The organism is Paenibacillus sp. W4I10 (genome assembly GCF_030816325.1).
In the GTDB taxonomy this organism is placed as follows: domain Bacteria; phylum Bacillota; class Bacilli; order Paenibacillales; family Paenibacillaceae; genus Paenibacillus; species Paenibacillus amylolyticus_B.
Map to the genome: position 1 here is coordinate 3,151,176 of NZ_JAUSXX010000001.1, position 20,440 is coordinate 3,171,615.

The 20,440-nt window shown below is 42.7% G+C and carries 19 protein-coding genes; 2 read left to right on the top strand and 17 right to left on the bottom strand.

Annotated features, from left to right (window positions below; all coding sequences use genetic code 11):
* Positions 1–65: 65 nt before the first annotated feature.
* The 10 genes from QF049_RS13980 to QF049_RS14025 form a co-directional block, all read right to left on the bottom strand.
* Positions 66–206: a hypothetical protein gene (locus tag QF049_RS13980; protein WP_017689533.1), complete on the bottom strand. Its 141-nt coding sequence runs from the start codon at positions 204–206 to the stop codon at positions 66–68.
* A gap of 151 nt (positions 207–357) precedes the next feature.
* A complete protein-coding gene (locus tag QF049_RS13985; RefSeq protein WP_307538143.1) occupies positions 358–1,077 on the bottom strand; it encodes a M23 family metallopeptidase in 720 nt (239 codons plus the stop codon).
* Between the two features lie 207 nt (positions 1,078–1,284).
* Positions 1,285–1,839, bottom strand: a complete 555-nt coding sequence (locus QF049_RS13990) for a jacalin-like lectin (protein WP_307538145.1) — start codon at positions 1,837–1,839, stop codon at positions 1,285–1,287.
* 164 nt (positions 1,840–2,003) lie between these two features.
* Positions 2,004–3,401 carry a Fe-S cluster assembly protein SufB gene (sufB, locus tag QF049_RS13995; protein ID WP_036669904.1) on the bottom strand — a complete coding sequence of 466 codons (1,398 nt, stop codon included), beginning with the start codon at positions 3,399–3,401 and terminating at the stop codon, positions 2,004–2,006.
* Between the two features lie 20 nt (positions 3,402–3,421).
* Positions 3,422–3,853, bottom strand: a complete 432-nt coding sequence (gene sufU / locus QF049_RS14000; protein ID WP_017689537.1) for a Fe-S cluster assembly sulfur transfer protein SufU — start codon at positions 3,851–3,853, stop codon at positions 3,422–3,424.
* Complete coding sequence (locus tag QF049_RS14005; RefSeq protein WP_047842300.1) at positions 3,843–5,063, bottom strand: cysteine desulfurase; 1,221 nt, start codon at positions 5,061–5,063, stop codon at positions 3,843–3,845. The genes sufU and QF049_RS14005 overlap by 11 nt, the downstream gene beginning before the upstream one ends.
* The gene (gene sufD / locus QF049_RS14010) at positions 5,060–6,364 is read right to left on the bottom strand and encodes a Fe-S cluster assembly protein SufD (RefSeq protein WP_091032628.1); all 1,305 of its coding nucleotides are present in this window, start codon (positions 6,362–6,364) and stop codon (positions 5,060–5,062) included. The genes QF049_RS14005 and sufD overlap by 4 nt, the downstream gene beginning before the upstream one ends.
* 25 nt (positions 6,365–6,389) lie before the next feature.
* Positions 6,390–7,172 (bottom strand): Fe-S cluster assembly ATPase SufC, encoded by a 783-nt coding sequence (gene sufC, locus QF049_RS14015; protein ID WP_062833524.1) that lies wholly within the window; start codon positions 7,170–7,172, stop codon positions 6,390–6,392.
* Positions 7,173–7,555: 383 nt separating this feature from the next.
* Positions 7,556–8,131, bottom strand: coding sequence for a DUF1802 family protein (locus tag QF049_RS14020; protein WP_017689541.1), 576 nt, complete (start codon positions 8,129–8,131; stop codon positions 7,556–7,558).
* Positions 8,132–8,257: 126 nt separating this feature from the next.
* Positions 8,258–8,719: a Dps family protein gene (locus QF049_RS14025; protein ID WP_017689542.1), complete on the bottom strand. Its 462-nt coding sequence runs from the start codon at positions 8,717–8,719 to the stop codon at positions 8,258–8,260.
* Positions 8,720–9,015: 296 nt separating this feature from the next.
* Here QF049_RS14025 and mtnK point away from each other — a divergent pair, with 296 nt between their 5' ends.
* Together mtnK and mtnA are read left to right on the top strand one after the other, a co-directional pair.
* Positions 9,016–10,233, top strand: coding sequence for an S-methyl-5-thioribose kinase (gene mtnK / locus QF049_RS14030; RefSeq protein ID WP_307543252.1), 1,218 nt, complete (start codon positions 9,016–9,018; stop codon positions 10,231–10,233).
* Between the two features lie 23 nt (positions 10,234–10,256).
* Positions 10,257–11,330 carry an S-methyl-5-thioribose-1-phosphate isomerase gene (mtnA, locus tag QF049_RS14035; RefSeq protein WP_307538151.1) on the top strand — a complete coding sequence of 358 codons (1,074 nt, stop codon included), beginning with the start codon at positions 10,257–10,259 and terminating at the stop codon, positions 11,328–11,330.
* A gap of 127 nt (positions 11,331–11,457) precedes the next feature.
* Here the strand turns inward: mtnA and QF049_RS14040 are convergent, their stop codons facing one another.
* The 7 genes from QF049_RS14040 to QF049_RS14070 form a co-directional block, all read right to left on the bottom strand.
* Positions 11,458–11,760: a YunC family protein gene (locus QF049_RS14040; protein ID WP_017689545.1), complete on the bottom strand. Its 303-nt coding sequence runs from the start codon at positions 11,758–11,760 to the stop codon at positions 11,458–11,460.
* A gap of 384 nt (positions 11,761–12,144) precedes the next feature.
* Complete coding sequence (locus tag QF049_RS14045; protein ID WP_307538153.1) at positions 12,145–12,906, bottom strand: hypothetical protein; 762 nt, start codon at positions 12,904–12,906, stop codon at positions 12,145–12,147.
* Between the two features lie 635 nt (positions 12,907–13,541).
* Positions 13,542–13,811 carry a hypothetical protein gene (locus tag QF049_RS14050; protein ID WP_307538155.1) on the bottom strand — a complete coding sequence of 90 codons (270 nt, stop codon included), beginning with the start codon at positions 13,809–13,811 and terminating at the stop codon, positions 13,542–13,544.
* 134 nt (positions 13,812–13,945) lie between these two features.
* A complete protein-coding gene (locus QF049_RS14055; protein WP_307538156.1) occupies positions 13,946–15,892 on the bottom strand; it encodes a DNRLRE domain-containing protein in 1,947 nt (648 codons plus the stop codon).
* 23 nt (positions 15,893–15,915) lie between these two features.
* On the bottom strand, positions 15,916–17,961 hold the full coding sequence (locus QF049_RS14060; protein ID WP_307538159.1) for a discoidin domain-containing protein: 2,046 nt from the start codon (positions 17,959–17,961) through the stop codon (positions 15,916–15,918).
* Between the two features lie 49 nt (positions 17,962–18,010).
* Positions 18,011–19,159: a hypothetical protein gene (locus QF049_RS14065; RefSeq protein ID WP_307538161.1), complete on the bottom strand. Its 1,149-nt coding sequence runs from the start codon at positions 19,157–19,159 to the stop codon at positions 18,011–18,013.
* Positions 19,160–19,217: 58 nt separating this feature from the next.
* The gene (locus QF049_RS14070; RefSeq protein WP_307538163.1) at positions 19,218–20,429 is read right to left on the bottom strand and encodes an SPRY domain-containing protein; all 1,212 of its coding nucleotides are present in this window, start codon (positions 20,427–20,429) and stop codon (positions 19,218–19,220) included.
* Between the last annotated feature and the right edge of the window lie 11 nt (positions 20,430–20,440).

Here is a 20,440-nt window from a genome sequence, read left to right on the forward strand (position 1 = left end):
GCATATGACAAAAGGGAAGCCGTAATCGGCTTCCCTTTTGTCTATTCCGATTCAATCATGTTGGATTACACGCAGAATGCTTTTGTGATGATAACCAACAGAATGAACAGTACCAAGATTGCACCAGTGTTTGTGAACATATTGTACCCGCCAACGCCGCCTACTCCGCCTACGTTGCCACCACAGCCATATCCTACTTCGCTCATGTGATTGCCTCCTCTTCATCAGGTATACCCTAACATATGACGTTTCCGGTGGAATGAACCGGGCGAACAGGCAACATTCGATAAAGGGTTGTCTGTCTGCATCTACCTGAGTGGATCAGCCTTCTGCTACTCCCTTGTTCTTTGCAGGAATCTATGTGTCGGAATCCGAATGAACCTGGATGCCTTTTTCCTTGCGGTACATGATAACAAGTAATCTCCAAAATTCATAACTGCCTTTGTCGTTCATAATAAACGGTCGATAATAATCAAATGCTTGCTGCGCCCATGCGGGACAATCCATATTGGATAGTTGCTCCTGTTGCTGAATCCATCCCCCTTGAATCTCCAGCGTTTTCTGTATGGCTTCAAACATTTTCTTCTGCTCAGTGGTCATCGGCGGAGCCTCCTGTTCCTGAGATGCAGTTCCGTATTCGGACTGTAAATACGCACCCGGTTCCGTCACACCATCTTCGCTGGCTGTATATCCGTAAGATGGTGCACTTGTTTTACGAATCTCATAATGTACATGCGGACCAGTACTCTGACCCGTGCTCCCCTGATTACCGACAAGCTGGCCTCGCTTCACCTGCTGTCCAACACTTACAGCAATACGTGAAAGGTGAGCATAACAATGCAAGTAGCCACGATGATCTTGAAGGGCAACTGTAAGCCCGTAACCGCCGAATCCGGAGCCTGTAACTCCTTCGGAAGCAAAACGTACCCTACCTTCCATAAAGGCATAGACGGGGCCATTCCAAGGCTCTGTCACGAGATCAATCCCGCGGTGAAATGTCTGTCCACCATGAATAGGATGAATTCGATAGCCGAATGAACTTGTAATCCGATAGCCCTCGAAAGGGTTTACGCTCATACACTCACATCCTTTTCTATCATTAAATGCTTAAATCTATGAAATGGCTTGTGCTATTGGTCTTATTTTATTCCACAAAAATACCACTCAGAATATCATTAGGGAAACCTTATGGTCTCTCCAACGTATATTCCAAGCGGCGCTGTACTAATATAATTCTTCTATCAGTTACATATACTACGTTTTTATTTTAACCACTACACACTCCTAATTGAGAGGTCTGTATATGACCCCTAGCTGATCCAATTCCTGTCCTGCTCTTCCATAAAATCCGGCTATATACCACCCTGCTGGTGCCTCAAGTATAATTTGATCCGATGTCTTTTGTCCGCCTTCAACTTTGTTTCCAAGATTGGTGGACAACTCCACGTAAAAGATCCGTTTATCTCCATTACGTGTCCCCTGACCAATTGTTGCCTCGGTTAAGTACTCTCCGTCTGCCAAGTTCAGTGTGGCAATGTTGGATTGACCACCATGTGCCAGGTTCGTTCCATCCCTGTACAGCGTTGAAATGCCGTCTACACGATTGCCCGAGTTAAGCACCACTGAGCTAGGTCTGGACTCCGGAATATGATTTAGATCATTAAACCCAGTTCCTCCAGACCCTCCGATTGTTGAACTTAGTTGGTACTGAGAAGATGTGCTGTACACAAATTCCGCTGTAATCGGATAATGATCAGAGAGTTGCTTCCCACTCGGGTCAACAAACGTTTGATTTTCCAAACGGTAGCTCTGGATTTCAGTCAGAAATATCTGACCCATTGATCCCACATACCACTTACTCATCGTCTTGTTTGGGCAACAAAAAAAGATCAAGGGAGTATCTCCCTTGATCTTTTATTCATAAGCGATCACATGAAATTATATCTACCGCTTAACATCAGCAGCTAGCTTCAGCTTCACGGCTCGAAAGGCGCTGCATTGGATTAACCAATGGAGCCTTCCATTTCGAATTTAATCAATCTATTCATCTCAACGGCGTATTCCATTGGCAATTCCTTCGTGAATGGCTCAATGAAGCCCATGATAATCATCTGTGTTGCTTCTGCATCAGTCAGACCACGGCTCATCAGGTAGAAGAGCTGATCCTCAGACACTTTGGATACTGTAGCTTCATGCTCCAGCATGATGTTATCATTCATGATTTCATTGTAAGGAATTGTATCCGATGTGGACTCATTATCAAGAATGAGTGTATCACACTTGATGTTGGATTTCGCGCCCTCAGCTTGACGTCCAAAGGAAGCCAAACCACGGTACGTTACTTTACCACCATGTTTACTGATGGACTTGGATACGATCGTAGATGTTGTATCCGGAGCCAAGTGGATCATTTTCGCACCTGCATCCTGATGCTGGTTTTTACCAGCTACAGCGATGGAGAGTACGGAACCTTTAGCTCCACGGCCTTTCAGTACAACCGCTGGATATTTCATTGTCAGTTTGGAACCGATGTTACCATCGACCCATTCCATTGTTGCATTTTCTTCTGCAACCGCACGTTTCGTAACGAGGTTGTAGATGTTTGGTGCCCAGTTTTGAATCGTTGTGTAACGAACACGGGCATTTTTCTTACAGATGATCTCAACGACCGCACTATGCAGTGAGTTCGTGCTGTAGATTGGAGCTGTACAGCCCTCTACATAGTGAACGAAGCTGTCTTCGTCCGCAATGATGAGTGTACGCTCGAATTGTCCCATATTCTCGGAGTTAATCCGGAAGTAGGCTTGCAGAGGCACTTCACATTTAACGCCCTTAGGCACGTAGATAAAGCTTCCTCCGGACCATACCGCACTATTCAATGCAGCAAATTTGTTATCTGCTGGCGGAATAACTGTAGCAAAATATTCACGCAGGATTTCCGGATGCTCTCTGAGAGCCGTATCCGTGTCCATGAAGATTACACCTTGGTCTTCCAATTCCTTTTGCATGTTGTGGTATACAACCTCGGATTCATACTGAGCCGATACACCTGCAAGGAACTTTTGCTCAGCTTCAGGGATACCCAATTTATCAAAGGTTTCCTTGATTTCGGAAGGAACTTCCTCCCATGTTTTACCTTGTTTTTCAGAAGCACGTACATAATACTGAATTTCATTGAAATCCAATCCGTCGAGATCTCCGCCCCATTTCGGCATTGGCATCTTTTCAAATTGTTTCAAGGATTTCAAACGGAATTCCAACATCCATTCCGGTTCATTCTTAATCTTGGAAATCTCGGTAACCACTTCTGCAGTCAGACCTTTACCGGTTTGAAAGATGGATTTGTGCTCGTCGCGAAAACCATATTTGTACTCTTCCATTTCTGGTGCTTTTTTAGCCATCTTGCTCTACCTCCCTATCGTTATTGTACTTTGTTCTCTTCGTCAATCCCTTTGCGTAATGCATTCCAGGCCAGAGTGGCACATTTGATGCGTGCAGGGAACTTGTTCACACCGGATAGGGCTTCGAGATCTTCATAATCGTCGAAATCGACTTCTTCACCTTTCATCAGTGAGGAAAAACGGTTAGCGATATCGAGTGCCTGTTCCATCGTTTTGCCTTTGACAGCCTCCGTCATCATCGATGCAGAGGACATGCTGATGGAGCAGCCTTCACCCGTATATTTGGCTTCCTGAACGATTCCGTCTTTCAGCAAAATTTGCAGTGAAATCCGGTCGCCGCACGTTGGATTGTTCAAATTCACCGTGACAGCGTCATTATCAAATGTTCCGCGGTTACGCGGGTTTTTGTAGTGGTCCATTATAACACGTCTGTACAGATCATCAAGTTGCATCGCCAAAATACTCCTTTGTCTGGATTAAGGCGCTGACAAGCCGATCTACATCTTGTTCGTTATTGTATAGATAGAAGCTGGCACGAGCTGTTGAGCTAACTTCAAGCCAGCGCATTAGCGGTTGACAGCAATGGTGTCCGGCACGAATGGCTACGCCACTCGCATCCAGCACGGTTGCCACATCATGCGGATGAACATCCCCCAGATTAAAGGTAACAACACCCACATGCCGCTTCGCTGGGCCATAGATGGTTAACCCATCGATCTCGGCCAGTCGTTCTGTTGCATAAGCTGCCAGCACACTCTCATGATGTGCGATCTCATCCATACCAATCTGTTCCAGAAAATCAATGGCAGCTCCCAATCCTACCGCACCTGCGATAATTGGGGTTCCACCTTCGAACTTCCAGGGAAGTTCTTTCCAGTTGGATTCGTACAGACCCACATCATCAATCATTTCACCGCCGAACTCAATTGGTTCCATGGACTCCAGCAGCGCCTTTTTGCCGTAGAGTGCACCGATTCCGGTTGGTCCGCACATTTTATGACCGGATAATGCATAGAAATCACAGTCCAGATCCTGAACGTCCACCTTCATGTGAGGTGTACTTTGTGCGCCATCAACAACGATGACAGCACCATTGCGGTGTGCAATTTCAGCAATTTGTTTCACAGGATGGATCAGACCCATAACATTGGATACATAAGCGATTGCTACAATTTTAGTATTGTTCGTAATCGTCTTCTCGACATCAGCCAATTCAATATGACCGTCAGGCTGAAGTGGAATGTATTTCAATGTTGCACCTGTCTCCTTGGCAACCTGCTGCCAAGGAATCAGATTACTATGGTGCTCCATTTGCGTGATAACAATTTCATCGCCTTCTTTGCAATTGGCGCGGGCATATGATGAAGCCACCAGATTCAGGGCTGTCGTTGTCCCGCGAGTAAAGATAATCTCCTGTGTACTACGGGCATTGATAAACTTGGCTACCTTCTCACGTGCGCCTTCGTAAGCATCGGTTGCACGGCTTCCAAGGGTATGAACACCGCGATGTACGTTGGAGTTCTCATACTCATAATAATGTTTGACTGCTTCGATCACAGCATGAGGCTTCTGTGAAGTCGCAGCACTATCTAAATATACGAGCGGGTGTCCGTTAATTTCCTGGTGGAGGATCGGGAACTGCTCGCGAATGGACGGGTTCATTGTCCCAGCTTCTTCTCAATCAGGGACTGCAATTGGGTGCGCAGTGCTTCCAGAGGAATATCCGCCACCACCGGAGCCAGGAAGCCATAGATGATCAGGCGTTCGGCATCCGTACGGTTAATTCCGCGCGACATCAAGTAATGAATCTGCTCGGCATTGACTTGACCAACAGAAGCCGCGTGACCTGCTGTTACATCATCCTCATCAATAAGGAGGATTGGGTTGGCGTCTCCACGTGCTTTAGGGCTCAGCATCAACACTTTCTCTGTCTGCTGTCCATCGGCTTTGGTAGCGCCTTTCTCAATCTTCGTGATCCCGTTGATGATTGCAGAAGCTTCTTCACGCATAACTGCACGTGTAATCATCTGACTTGGTGTATTCTTGCCGAAGTGACGAGCTTCTGTGGTGTAGTTGATTTTCTGCGAACCGGAACCTACAGCGATGACTTTGGAATCAGAACTTGATCCATTGCCTTTCAGTACGGTCATCGTGTTGCTCGCTGTATCGCCATTGTTCATTTCACCAACGATCCACTCGATGGAAGCATCATTCTCCAACACTGCACGACGGAATGAAACATCAGTTACATTCACACTCAGTTGATGAACCGATGCAAAACGTACTTTAGCACCAGATTTTGCGAATACTTCCACAACACCATTATGGAAAACAGGTGCGGACAATTCGCCAGATACATAGTTATCAACATAAGTTACTGAACTGTTTGCTTCTGCAACTACAAGCACGTGAGGTGCAAACGTTGCAGAAGCGTCATCCGTAAGCAACACTGCTTGCAGTGGTACTTCGATTTCGACATTTTTCGGAACATACAGGAAGACCCCGCCATTCCAAAGTGCCGCATGCAATGCAGCGAGAGAATGCTCATCCGCTTTCACCGCTGTGTTCAGATATGGTTTTACCAGATCGCCATGTTCGCGAACCGCTGTAGCCAGATCCGTAAAGATAACTCCTTTTGCTGCCAGATCAGCAGACACCTTGGAGTATACCGTACCGGAATTGCGCTGGATAACCAGACTGCCTTCAGCTTGATCCTGAACCAGATCTTTGATAGAAGCAGGTACTTCTGTCAAAGAAGAAATAGCTTCACTTGTTTTATATGTTCCGTACTCGCTGACATTCCAGCGTTCGATTTTTTGTTTTTCCAGTTTAGGAAGCGCAAGCCCGCTCGCAAGCTTTAAAGCTTCGAGCCGCTGTTCGGTCAACCAGCCGGGTTCATTGTTGCTTTCCGACAAGGCGCGAAGCGCTTCAGATTCAACCGGAAGAATTGTTTGTGTAGTCATTAATTAATCCTCCTCCGTTTTGTCTTTACGCTTCTTGACCTACAGTTTCGTCTGTAATTCCCAGCTCTTCCTTAACCCAGTCATATCCTTCAGCTTCCAGACGGTGTGCCAGTTCAGGTCCGCCGGATTTCACGATACGACCTTGCATCATAACGTGTACGTAGTCAGGAGTAATGTAGTTAAGCAGGCGTTGATAGTGAGTGATGATCAAGAAACCACGATCTTCGCTCTTCATTGCATTTACACCGTTTGCTACGATTTTCAGAGCATCGATGTCCAGACCGGAGTCAATTTCATCAAGTACTACGATTTTCGGATCAAGCAGCATCATTTGCAGAATCTCGTTACGTTTTTTCTCACCACCGGAGAAACCTTCATTCAGGTAACGGTGAGCGAACTCAGGGTTCATGTCGAGCTCTTTCATTTTACCTTCCATTTGACGAATGAACTTGATCAGGGAAATCTCGTTACCTTCGCCACGACGTGCGTTAATTGCACTACGCAAGAAGTCGGAGTTTGTAACACCTGCAATTTCACTTGGGTATTGCATAGCCAGGAAAAGACCTGCACGTGCACGCTCATCTACAGCCATATCCAATACATCTTCACCATCAAGTGTAATTGTACCGTCAGTTACTTCATATTTCGGATGGCCCATCAATGCAGAAGCCAGAGTTGATTTACCTGTTCCGTTTGGACCCATGATTGCGTGGATTTCTCCACCTTTCATTTCCAGGTTGATGCCTTTCAGGATTTCCTTACCTTCGATCGTCGCTTTCAGACCTTCAATGACGAAATTCGTAGCCATGTGTATTGTTTCCCTCCATTGATTAAATTGATGTTTACTGTCGAAAACGAAAAAGCACCTATTATATCTGAACAGGGCTTCCCCTGAATTTCTCTTGTACTCGATTCCTTAAAGCAAGAACACTTTAGAATAATTCTAAACTGATTCTCAATGATAATCAAGCTATTTCCTCAGAGTGTATATTCCTTGCAGGAAACATTATTCTTTCTGATTCTATAATAAATACCAGATTGAATCAAATGAGAAAACATCTCCCGCCGAGATAGACAGTGAGAAAAATCACAGAAAATCAAGCTTTTATCGTATCTGCTATACACTAATCTAAAAAAAGGACTTATCCATATTATGGACAAGCCCCTTCATTAATAATATTACAAATAATATTACAATTTGAGCATCTCATTAATCTTCTGTACCTGTTCGTCAAAATCCGCAACGTCCACCACCGGCGTCATTTCGCGCGGCACCGGACCATTCGGAATAGAAATCCATGAACGACAACCGTTATATTCAGGCAGTACGGGGATTTCCATCGGTTCTTTCAAAAGGTACACACGTAAAATCAATACATGGAGCGGATCTTTCCGTTTCCATTTCAAACGGTCTTCGGCAAAATCCGCTGTCCACATATGAAAGTCAAGAAGTCGATCCAGCATCTCCTGATCTCGTATCTCCAGATCCTGCGTTACTTCGGCATATGCAGTAATACGGATTGTCGAAGCTTCGGGCACCCATTCGGCCAGTGATTCTTCAACATAGGATTGATCCGAGGACTTAATCAGTTCTTTACGCTGATGTTCATAAGTCGGATACAGGTAAAACGCCGGACTTTTCAGCTCAAAATGTCGGGTTTCCTCGACAATACCACCCTTGCGCATCACCATAATTTGGCGACCCGTTTCCAGTGCTTTGATTGCAGAAGCCCATTCTTTTAAAGCCGGTATCGTTGGTTCTAACATAAGTGGTTCCCTCCCCTATCGTTCTTGTCAGCAGTATAGACGCTCATGGCGTTTCTGACAACAAAGATCCGAGCTCAGAAAGCTTACGTAAGAGAACCACTTGTATTAGGCAAAATCTTGGCTATATTAACCCAGGAAAGAGCGAAGCATCCACATGTGTTTCTCAAGGTCGGCTTTGAAGCCTGTCAGCATATCGGATGTTGGTTGATCTTCAGCTGCATCTGCAACTTCGATACCTTCCTGATATTCATTCGAAAGTGTAGCGAAGTCCTCGATCAAGTTTTGCACCATCGTCTTCGCGTCTTCTCCGCCTGCTGCTTCCTGGATAGAAGAAAGCTCCAGATACTCTTTCATTGTAGCCGCTGGGCTACCTTTCAGCGTAAGGATACGCTCTGCGATTTCATCCATTTGTACTGTAACTTCGTTGTAGAACTCTTCGAATTTCACATGCAACGTGAAGAAGTTAGGTCCTTTAACGTACCAGTGATAGTTATGGATTTTAACATACAATACGTTCAGGTTAGCTACCTGACGATTAAGTACTTGTTCCACCGATTTTGCTTGATCTGTTTTGTTTTTTGTAGCCATATTAATCCCATCCTTTATTTAAAATTAGTCTGTCATACCGTGGTAAGCAGGTTGTCCCGCAATGCATAACAGAGAGTTAATAATGTTTCACCGCACGTAGCGGAGAGGCTTGCTAACGGCGTTTCTCTCAACCGTCCGGCCTATTTGTTTTTACCCTTGAACCGGAAGTTCGAATCAGGATCAACTTGACTTGTCTCAAAAAAAAGTTCAAAAACCGCGCTATTTCCGATATACTGACATACACCAAGCAAAGAAGTGGGTTTTCCTGTTTCTTCATATATATGGAGGTGGCACCTTTGTCCCAATATCGCCCATTTACCCCCCAGGATGCAATTGAACTGGCCAAAACATTACCGGGTCCATTTGCGGCAGATGCAAATCTGGATTGTCACGAGATCGGCGACGGCAATCTGAATTTGGTATTCCACATCACGGATCAGAACTCCGATAAAAGTATCATTATCAAACAGGCGCTTCCTTATGCGAAAGTGGTTGGAGAATCATGGCCGCTCTCTCTGGTACGTGCCCGCATTGAACGTGAAATTCTTCAGGAGGAATATCGTCTGTGTCCAGGGATGGTACCCGAAGTGTATCATTACGATGACGACCTCGCGTTAACGGTTATGGAAGATCTGAGTGATCATGTGATCATGCGCAAAGGCCTGATCGAAGGTGTTTCCTATCCTCTTTTTGCACAGCATATTGGGGAATTCATGGCAAGAACGCTGTTTTTCACATCCGACTTGGGCATGGATCAGCAATTGAAGAAGGAAAAACAGGGCAGATTCATTAATCCGGACCAATGCAAAATAACGGAGGATCTGATCTTTGATGAACCCTATCGGATCGCCGAGAAAAATAATTATGATGCTTCCATTGAAGACGAGGCCGAAGCCCTTCGCACAGATGGAGAGCTTCACCTTGAAGTGGCATTACTACGGGAAAAATTCCTGACACATGGGCAGGCACTGCTTCATGGAGATCTGCATACAGGCAGTATTTTTGTTACACCTGAATCAACAAAGGTCATCGATCCCGAATTTGCATATTACGGCCCCATGGGATTCGATGTCGGTGCAGTCCTCGCGAACCTGCTCTTGAATTACGCATCCCTGCCAGGATGGATTCAGGATGAGACTGCTTTGCGTGAGCGTGAGACGCTTATGCTGAATATGGTTCGTGATGTATGGACTGAATTCGAATCTCGTTTCCGTGCCCTCTGGGTTAACGACCTCGTTGATCCGATGGCAAAAACGCCAGGCTATCAGAATCTGTATGTGCAACAATTGTTCAGAGATTCGATCGGCTTCGCAGGTGCCAAAATGGTTCGTCGTATCGTGGGACTCGCTCACGTGGCGGATATAGATACCATTCCAAATGCGACTGAACGTGAACATGCTCAGCGTAAAGCGTTGTCCATTGGTAAAGCATTGATCAAGAACAATCGTCGCTTGAATACCATCGGCGAAGTAATGGATATTGTATCCACAGCTGTTACTACTACTAAGGTTTAACATAAGGAACGGAGGTACCACCCATGACAACCCCTGAATATCAGCCTCTGTCCTCTCTCATCTGGAAAAAGGACAAGCTTGAAATGCTTGACCAGCGTCTGCTGCCCGAAACGATCCTCATGTTGAAACTGTATACACCCGAGGAAGTATGGGAATCCATCCACTCCATGAAAGTACGCGGTGCTCCGGCGATTGGTATTGCTGCTGCATTTGGTGTTGTATTGGGTGCCAAATCATATGACGGAACGACCATTCAAGGTTGGTTGGACCACGTAAAATCCATATGTGCTCATCTGGCTACTTCCCGTCCAACAGCGGTGAACCTGTTCTGGGCACTGGATCGCATGATGCAAAAAGCAAATGAGGTCGTTGAATCCGGCCTGAGCCTGGATGAGGGCAATGATGCTCTTGAAGTAGAAGCTCTGTTAATTCAGAAGGAAGACGAAGAAGTATGCCGCATGATCGGCGAGAATGCACTGCCTTTATTCGAAGATGGTATGGGTGTGCTCACTCACTGTAATGCAGGTGGACTGGCTACGGCGAAATACGGTACGGCAACTGCTCCAATGTATCTCGCACAGGAACGTGGCATTCACCTAAAGGTATTTGCAGATGAAACTCGTCCCGTACTTCAGGGTGCACGCCTGACTGCATTTGAGTTACAGCAAGCCGGCATTGACGTTACGCTGCTCTGTGATAACATGGCAGGCATGGTGATGTCCAAAGGCTGGATTCAAGCCGTTATCGTCGGAACAGATCGTGTTGCTGCGAATGGGGATGTGGCTAACAAAATCGGAACCTACAGCGTAGCCGTGCTTGCCAAGGCTCACAATATTCCGTTTTATGTAGCGAGCCCATTGTCAACCATCGATTTGTCTACTCCATCCGGAGATCTTATTCCGATTGAGGAACGGGCTGCGGAGGAAGTGACTGAAGGATTTGGCAAACGTACCGCACCGCAAGGTATCAAGGTATTCAATCCAGCATTTGACGTAACGCCTAACGAATATGTAACAGCTATTATCACGGAGAAAGGCGTTGTTCGCGCACCTTTCCAAGAAAATCTGGCTGCCTTGTTCGCGAAGGAAGAAGCTTAATTTAATAAGAGTATTCAAGAAAAAAGTTCGTGTGTAGAGCTAGTGGCTACTGATGTGCCCGGCTCTGTATTAGAACGCTAAGACGCTAAAGAAGGGCTTCCCATATGGGGAGCCCTTCTTTAGCGTCTTAGATCATTTTCAACAAAGCCTCTACACCCGTCATTCCAACCGTAATGCCCATGGCCTCGGCTTCTGTTGTCACCGACTCCATAGGTGCATGCAACAATTGCTCCAGTGTACGCACACCAACCGCCCGAGCCGCAATAATTTTGCGATCCCCGAGCTTCTCATTAAGTAATCCCACGTCGAGTGCTCCGCACATGATATATCCTTTGGATGTGTTAATGGTCAACAATGTTGTTTTGGGCAGCTTGACTTCTACCCCTACCAATACATGCTCTCCAACTACAATGGGCTCCATCGTCACCATAATTTCCCGATCCACCTCCTCTTCCACAGGTCACGATAATTGTATGCTTCATTCTGGATTGTCGTGTGGACACCTGCCGTGTTTGAGAAAATGTAGGTACTTACAGTTCAAATATGTTGTTGGTAATTCCCCTCGCAGACTTAGTTAGTAGAACTATGCTTTCATTGGAATATAAAAAGCCACCTCAGAGACGAGGCAACTTTCTAACAGGATAAAAAATGCGATATAGTACGAAGTGGACGTCTTTTCATTCTCTCATAAAATAAATAAAGCAATCTATTAGGACTGCTTAGTTATTGTTAAAATTAATCTTTTATATAGTTTTTCACAATAAAAAGAAAAAATGCCCTATAACGGGCATCTCATTCTTATTCTAATATTAAACTATTTGGAATCTACCTCTAATCCAACAGCAGTTTTTGCTTCCATTAATTTCAAAATACCCTTCATTACAAATGAATCTGCCATAGAGATTTCTTCTTTAAATTTGGACATATGGCTGGGCTTCTGATCGTCCAAGAACTCAAGAACTGCATCGAATGCTTTACCTTTAGAATAATAGGCCGTACTCAAGTTCGAAGCCGTTGCATTCAGCATTTGTTTCACATCTTTAGGGAGATTTTCTGGAACATCTAAATTATAGAATTTGCTCTGCAAGTGTTTAGCGGCCTTCTGTGCATTTTCTGTTGCTTCATAGACAGTATAGATGTCAACCGTACCATTTCCCAAACCTGTCATAGCTTCTTGATATGTATTCATAATTGGAGACATAGTCTCTTCTAATGCATAAACAGATTTTTCAAATTCTAATACTTCTTTTTGATTGGCTTTTTTAGCAGCAGCGTCAGTTGCGTCTTTCAGCTTAGCCTCTTCTTTAGCCTTTTGATCATCTTTTTTCTCGGTTTTTGTATCAACCACAGCAACTGCCTTTTCCACTTTTGGTGCTTTTTCCTGTAAGGCCACTGCATCTGTTTCTGCCGTTGCTGTCACGTTTGGCTTTTCCTCAGTTGGTATCACAATTATCAATAAAATAAAGCCAGCCCATATAGCACCGCCGATTTTCGCAACCTTGCCAAGCTTCTTCCATGACACAAAAATCATAATGAAAGGAACAAATAACCAAGCTAAAATTCTTAACAACTTCAAAACACTACCTCCTAATGTACTATTTACATTGCTAATTATATAGTAAATAATGACTAATGTCTTTGAATAATTACCATTTCACCCTGCTTGAAATAGGACTTAAATATCATCATAAAATTAATCTTTCATTTTACATTCTATTTGTTTCTTTACGTCTATCTCATTTGAACCATATAACTATTATTATAAGATTCAGGCAGACTCTCCTCTAACAACTTTAAGTACGAACACGAAGACCAATCCTAAACATGGTTGTGGATGTAGAAAACAACAAAAAGAAATCACCGAAAAGAGACTGTAGTAGTAATAGAGAAACTGTCGTTCGTTCTTCTCCACTTTCAGATAAAGCTATTAGAAATAATCAATAAATTGATATGTCGCAAGAAAATAAAATACAGAGGGCCCAAGTGTATAATCACCACTATGATCAATCAACTAACTCTGTTCAAGAGGTGGAAATGTTTATTTTTTGACCCTCACGCAATTAGATTCCAAAGCAACCGCACCTGCAACTATATCTTTTTCTACGTCTTTGCTATCATAAATTTAACTGGTTATAATAGAATATAAATCCAATTCACACCATATGGAAACGGAATAAAGTATTGCCCAAGGTGAGTCAAATTGGGTATACCTTAAAACATATGCTCATCATTCTTTAATTTCCTTATCTCCGTTAACTCTCTTCTAATTCCCAGTACACGTCTATGAAGTACACTGCGGTCTATTGATTCAGCTACCGACTTTTGGAATTGGACATCCATTTCACTTAATTGCTCCTGAGCTAGTTTCTTTTTATGTATTGATTTGAATTGAAGTCTATTGGTTTCAGGCTTAATCGGCTTCAACCTCTTCTGCTTCATAATCTGTTCAAATACGCTGTCCTCTTGACGCATGGTCTTCATTCCTTAATATGTGATGAACACATTGTATCATAACGAGAAGACGACTGTTACACAATAAAGTACAGATGCTTAGAGTTGGGCAAACCTAAACGCAAAAAAAGAGGGCCAATGCCCTCTTTGATAGTTAACTTATTTTATAAAATGTAAAAATACGCTTGATTCCCTGGACTCTTCACAATCACTGTAGTTACTAAATCACTGGCATCCCGTTTACGGATACTTGTGATCGAATCTAACTCTTCATTCGCAATAACTCTTGGTAGGACATACGCGGCCAGATCAGGCTTGGAAATTGTCATTTCAGTAGCCATATCCACAATCTGTCTCACATCTACCGTAGACTGCATATCCTTCCACTCTCGTACCTGAAGATAGCCATCCAAGTATTCTCTTTCCTTAATACTAATGTGGCCATCCAAAACATCCATATACTTGACCTCAATACTGGAAAGCACATCAGGTCTGGAGATATATAATTGCCCACGCTGTTCTTCCAAATAAGGAATCTCAAGACTGCCTGCCCTCTCATCATGATCTAATGCTCTGACTTGAAGAACACTATTCAGATCAGGCTTATTAACCATAATCTTCGAAATCACAGTCGAATCACCGTCGTACATGACCGTTAGTAAAGACTCCAACGTTGAAGTTACTTTTACATAACTGGAGACTTCCAATGAAGCATGAAGATCAGGTATGGATACAATTAAACTGGTATCCCGTCCATCATCGAACAACTGTGATATCGTTAACGTACTGACCAGAGACATTTGTCTATCTACCGTAATAACTGAAGGCAAGTCAGGATGAGACACTGCGATTTCTACAGTTTTTTCGTCGTCCAGACCTGTTCTAATGGCAAGATTACCGTCTGTATCCTTAGTTGTTCGTATAGCAGTAATGAACTGCGAATGAAGCTCGGGTTTAGAAACAGCAACCCATGTTTCCTTCTCTTCTGTCCTACTTTCAGCAATAGAAATGTTCGAAACCAGTTCCGCATCTATACGTTTAGCTATTGTCAGATCTATATCCAGATCTGGACGGCTGACCGCGATTACTTGAGGTATATCCTGATGCATGTGATCCTCATAGCGGTGGACGTACAACTGAGATTTGAGCCAATCTAGCCCAATATCACTGTGTACAACTAACGATGAAGCTATATCTTTGCGACCTGCACCATAAATAAAAACTTCACTTTCAATTTCGGTTCGACCGATGGAATAGATTTGAGAAGTGATATATCTAATCTGCAAAACAGGTGGTTTGGAAGACTCACGAGTGTTGAAATATATCGGCGTGTTACCACTAGACTGAATAATCATTCCAACATTTGAAAGAATACCTTCTCTCCACATTTGGAGTAATGCCATCATATCAAACTCAACATAACGTTCAGTCGTATCAATGACATAATTGGACGATAAGAGCTGAATGGACTGAGGTCTGTTCGCATACGTAATCCCGTACTCACGCCACAACGTATCAGGCTGATGCAGCTCAATGTGTGATCCTGGTGCCAGGGTTCCTGTGTAATATAACCTCAATTTAGCGTCTTCCAAATATAACAGATCAGGTATTCTGGTATCCAAATCACCGAAATGTATAAATGATTCGAATTGCTCTATCTCGTCTCTACCGATCATCATACGCTGTGTATCACCAAAGTTGATCGTCTGTAAGTGAGTTGAACTTCGCGTGGTTGCATCAGCAACAGGCTTAAGATTAACAGTTACACGCGGTGCTTCCAGTAATTCATATTTGCCGTGTGCACGGTTATGTGGCCGAACGTACAACATGCCTTCGAGATCAACTTTGGATGCCGCTTGAATGGTTGCGTTCAGTTCTCCTTGCGACCTGTACATCACATATAGCGAATTGCTCAATTCCTGTGACCGTCTGACACGTACGGATACACTGGAGACGATCTCGGACACTTTTCTTGTAGCAGCTATTAGGGTCGAAGACAGTTCGTCATCCACTTGATTGTACAGAATATACTTTGCTGCAAAGCGATTTGCCGGACTTTTAATATGTATATAACTATCTAATGGAGTCTCCCCGTTATTAATTTCACTCACTTCCTGTCTCATTGTATTGAGAGCTACACCCGGTCTGCTGTGACCTTCATTTCAAAATTACCATTCGGGTTCGGCTTGGCATGAATATCTGTTGCGATACGAATATAAAAATCGATGCTGTCCTCCGGTTGAATCAGACCATAGGTCAGATAATCGATCGGAAGAAACGGGTCGGCCAGTCTGGATAATTGGACGTTAACACCGTCCGTTTCGAATTTCTTATCCATCTCCAGGTATACATGATCCACAGCATATCCGAGCATGTTTTTGATTCTGACTTTCTTCGTTAACGTCGTCTGTCCGGCAATGATCACCCCATAATCGAGTTGTTTCAAAATTCCGCCAAAGGTATCTGACAGAAAGTCTCCAGACTCATCCATAAACATTAATCCTGAATACGATCCGATAAATTTGGTTTCCCAGGAATCTACGGCACCCCAATAGTCCTGAAATTCAACCTTCAAGGTATTCTCTACGCCAAAATTAACACTTCGCTCGTCGATATTGAGTTCAATATCGATTGGAGAAGCTGCTAGTCGCGTAAAATTGCCATCCGCCGGATAATACGTTTTACCGTTCAACAACACGCGGTACTTAACTTTGCCTTGATCTGCATCATCAAGCACACCTGTAAGTTTGTTACCAGAGAAGGTCAGGTCGATTGTGGCAGTGGTGTTTAACAGTTGCAGTGACATATCTCTAAACTCCAACGCATTACGCGGTGCATCAACGATCATCTTCACATCGTCCAGCGAATAGCTGTTTTCATAATGCTTACTGCTATCGAAGTAATAGGCGATTCGTGTTAAAGCTATTAGATCCTTTTCAGGGATGGCGTTGAGTGTGTCCAGATTCATTCCTTTTCTTTTGAATAGGGTTGTATTCTGAATATCCAGATCGAACCACTTGTTGAAACGGTATGTCTTCCATGTGAGCCCCGAGTCGAACGAAGCAGCCATTCTTAATATACCTTCCGGGCTGTTCTCCGTTACTTTCGTAGCGACAACCTTTTTCAGATCTCCATCGAGTGTTATGTCTGTTGCTTGCACAATTAACTGTTCAAACGGTAGCGCGTCATACGTCAGCATCATGTCCCGATTACCGGCAATAACCTCTTCATCATTCGTCCACGTAACCACGTCAAAATCTCCCTCAAGCTCATCCAATGGGGAGTAGTTAGCCGTGATATTTAGTTCCGCTGATGTTTTGGTTGGATCGTCCGTGTAATATAAAACGTCTACACTATCACCCAACTCGTCGTATATTGTAAAAGGTTCGGTTTCGATTGTAATCGTTGATTCAGTTTGGTTTGGGTCATCGGTGTATTCAATGATTTTGATCTCTTTGTCTTTCCATTCTTCGGCTAGGGTGAAGGGATCAGTTTCAATGTTGAAGGATGCTTCTGTTTTGGTTGGATCGTCGGTGAAATAATAAAGCTCAACATCTCCCTTAAGCTCAGCCCATGTCGATTCTGGAATAATAGATATGTCATCCATGCCATAAGTTAAATAGTCTTGATCTGTGGGAATTTGTGTTTGAAGATGAGTCCATTGATTATTATATAGATAGAAGTATTTGTCATTATTTTTCACTAAACATTTATAATCATAAGCAAGTGAGAATAGTTCGATTTCACCTATCGCCATTGTAGTAGCAGGGCCTGTTGTTGTAATCAAAAATAATCTGTAGTAGAGATACTCAACATCATTATTAAATTCATACACTTTTCTTGGTTCTGCATTCCATGATGCGGCTGTAATGGAGCTAACGGAGTGAAGGATAGTCCAGCTAGTATTGTCATTTGATCCTTCTAATCGCCAACCGTTAGGGTTCCAGTTAGCTCCTCTGTTGCCTTTACTTAGAGCATAACCTTTAATAGTGATCGGCTCCAAGAATTGATAACTCACCCATACACTATACTGACTATTCCCCTCAAACCACAGAGAGTCTGTACCGTCAAAAGCTCGCCACCCAGCGTTGGCGTTGTATGCAGTGCTTGATCTCACAGTTCCAAATGGCGCAGTGTTCGACGTCATCTTAGGAACTGCTGAAACATTAGATACTTTCATAAATGGGCATCTCCTTTCTAAAGATAAATGGAAAAATAATTATATTTACTTATGTGATCGATGCTTTCTTTATTCGTGTTTTAGTTGTATCGATTTTTTGCTTAAATACTTTGCCTGAGCCTAGCGGAACTGAATCTTCTTTAATATGTTGTTTAACATTCAACTCTTCAACTGTATCGATTTGAAATCCTTTATCTATACCATTCTGAATATAACTTTCCTCGCTAGAAGGACATTCTAATAGAATAGAAGGCATCAATCCATAAAACTGAACAGAAAAAATGCTCACCCAAGCATTTCCACTAGTCGCTAATGTCGCTTCTAGTTTGTAATAGTTATAAAGCTTATCGTTCTGTATATCAAACGTCTGTATTGTTGAAGTATTCGATACTAGTGACGTTTGGGTGTCAAGGGTATCCCAGGTAGTACCATTATTAGATGCCATGAATTTAAATGTTCTCAGGCCCGCTAAAAAAGAATATCTTTTTACACACACAGGATCATTGAATCTGAAGCCTACATAAATTGGTTTTGACGAATCTGGTATGAAGTTAGTCCCATAAGCGGTAGTATCATCACTATCAAAGGCTTTCCAAGTGTAACCTGTCGAATAACTTGCTGATCCAATAACGCTACCAATTGTATTCTCATATCCATCCATCAAAGGAATTAGAGGTTTGCCGATCTTTCTGTACAATGAATATGTAGTGTCTTCAGATGAAATCAAAAATTTATCAAAATAACCGACTCCAAACATTTTTAATTCATTTATTACTACTTGTGGTCCCCCATTGTTGGCTGTCCAGTTTAACCTATATATTTTGTATCTTTTAGCTTTATTGTAATCAATAATATATTCTTTATCTGTATTTGCAGTTGTCCACATCTGATTAGACTGTGTATCTAGAATATTCCAACTAACACCATCATTAGAGCTTTCGAATGTCCATGATTTAGGCATATGGGCAAAGTAAGTTGAGGATAAACTCCTAACAACGTACTTGCCAATTCTAACAGGGTTCACAAATTCATATCCAAGATGTCCAATACTACCATTCCCACTCACAAATCCATAGGTATCAGACTTATCAAATGCCATAAATGCACCATTCAGATTAGAACTACTTGCAAAAGCCCTACCTCTTGGAGAGGTATCTGATGTCATGATAGGGATCAAATTTTCTGTGTATGCTACCATTAAATCATCTCCTTTCATAATAAATAGAACACACCCATATAGATGTGTTCTTAAAAATTTAGCCAAGTGTAATTTTATCTACTCGGCGTTTTGACATATCAATTGTGTGCTCATAGGCTTTGCCTGAACTTAATACATTATCTTTGGTTTCAACGGACTGGACTCCATTAAATATGTAAATACCAAGTGATAAGTCCATACCATATCTAATAAAAGTTTGTTCTGATTTATTAGAGATGATAGCCAATTTATCTGGATTAATTTCATAATTATACATTTCAAAACCTCTGATAGATAACAGACTACTTCCGTTATTATCCATTACGTTTACCCTGTATTGAATGAAAGACTTTTTATTAATAATTGCAAATTCTCTTTTCACTCCTGATTGCCATCCAACCTGATTGGTTTGTGCATCTAAAACAGTCCAATTAACACCATCGTTAGAACCCTCAAATGTCCAGTTTTTAGGTGCTTGAGTTAACTCTGCGCTATTTGCCAGTAAAGTATATTTAGCAATGACTACAGGTTTAAAGAACTCATATGCTAGCCAGCCAATTTTAGATGTTGATGCCCAAGGAAATTGATCATCTAATCTGTCAAACGCCTTCCACGCCCCATAATTATTACTGTAGATGCTACTTGCAGATGCTTTTCCAGATGGAGTGGTGTTAGATGTCATGATTGCTATCAAATTATCTGAAAACTTCTTCATTAGTGAATATGCTTTATCGCCTGATGAAAGTAAGATTTTATTTTCATATCCCTGATATCTCTCGTATCCAGAAGGCATTTTGTATCTAAAGGTTTTTTTTCCAAAATTTGCAGTTACAGTTGATGCTGTTGATGCTGCTCCGCTACCATGAGTTGGATAAATCATTCCAAGAGTCTTTAAGTCATTAAATGCAACTCCTTGTGATACCCCATTTTTCCAGAACTCCAATGTGCCATTATCCAAATCCATCAATATACTTATTGTATCTCCTATAATGAAAGTGTTCGCATAAGCTACTCCTGAAGCACCACTCCATTTCTTACCGTCAGAGAAATATCCCCTATGATTAACTGTATTCCATACTTTCACACCAGTTGTGACACTAGTAACACCAATCATTGCTAAATTGTCCGACAAACCCACTTCCCAATACCACTTACCCGAACTCCTACCTATTGTAGCAACTGCAGCATAATTATGGTTTAGTGATGTTGCAGTTAGATCACCATCCGACAATGTGATACCAGGTAGTTGTTGCCAAATTACACCTGTCATAAATCTATCTC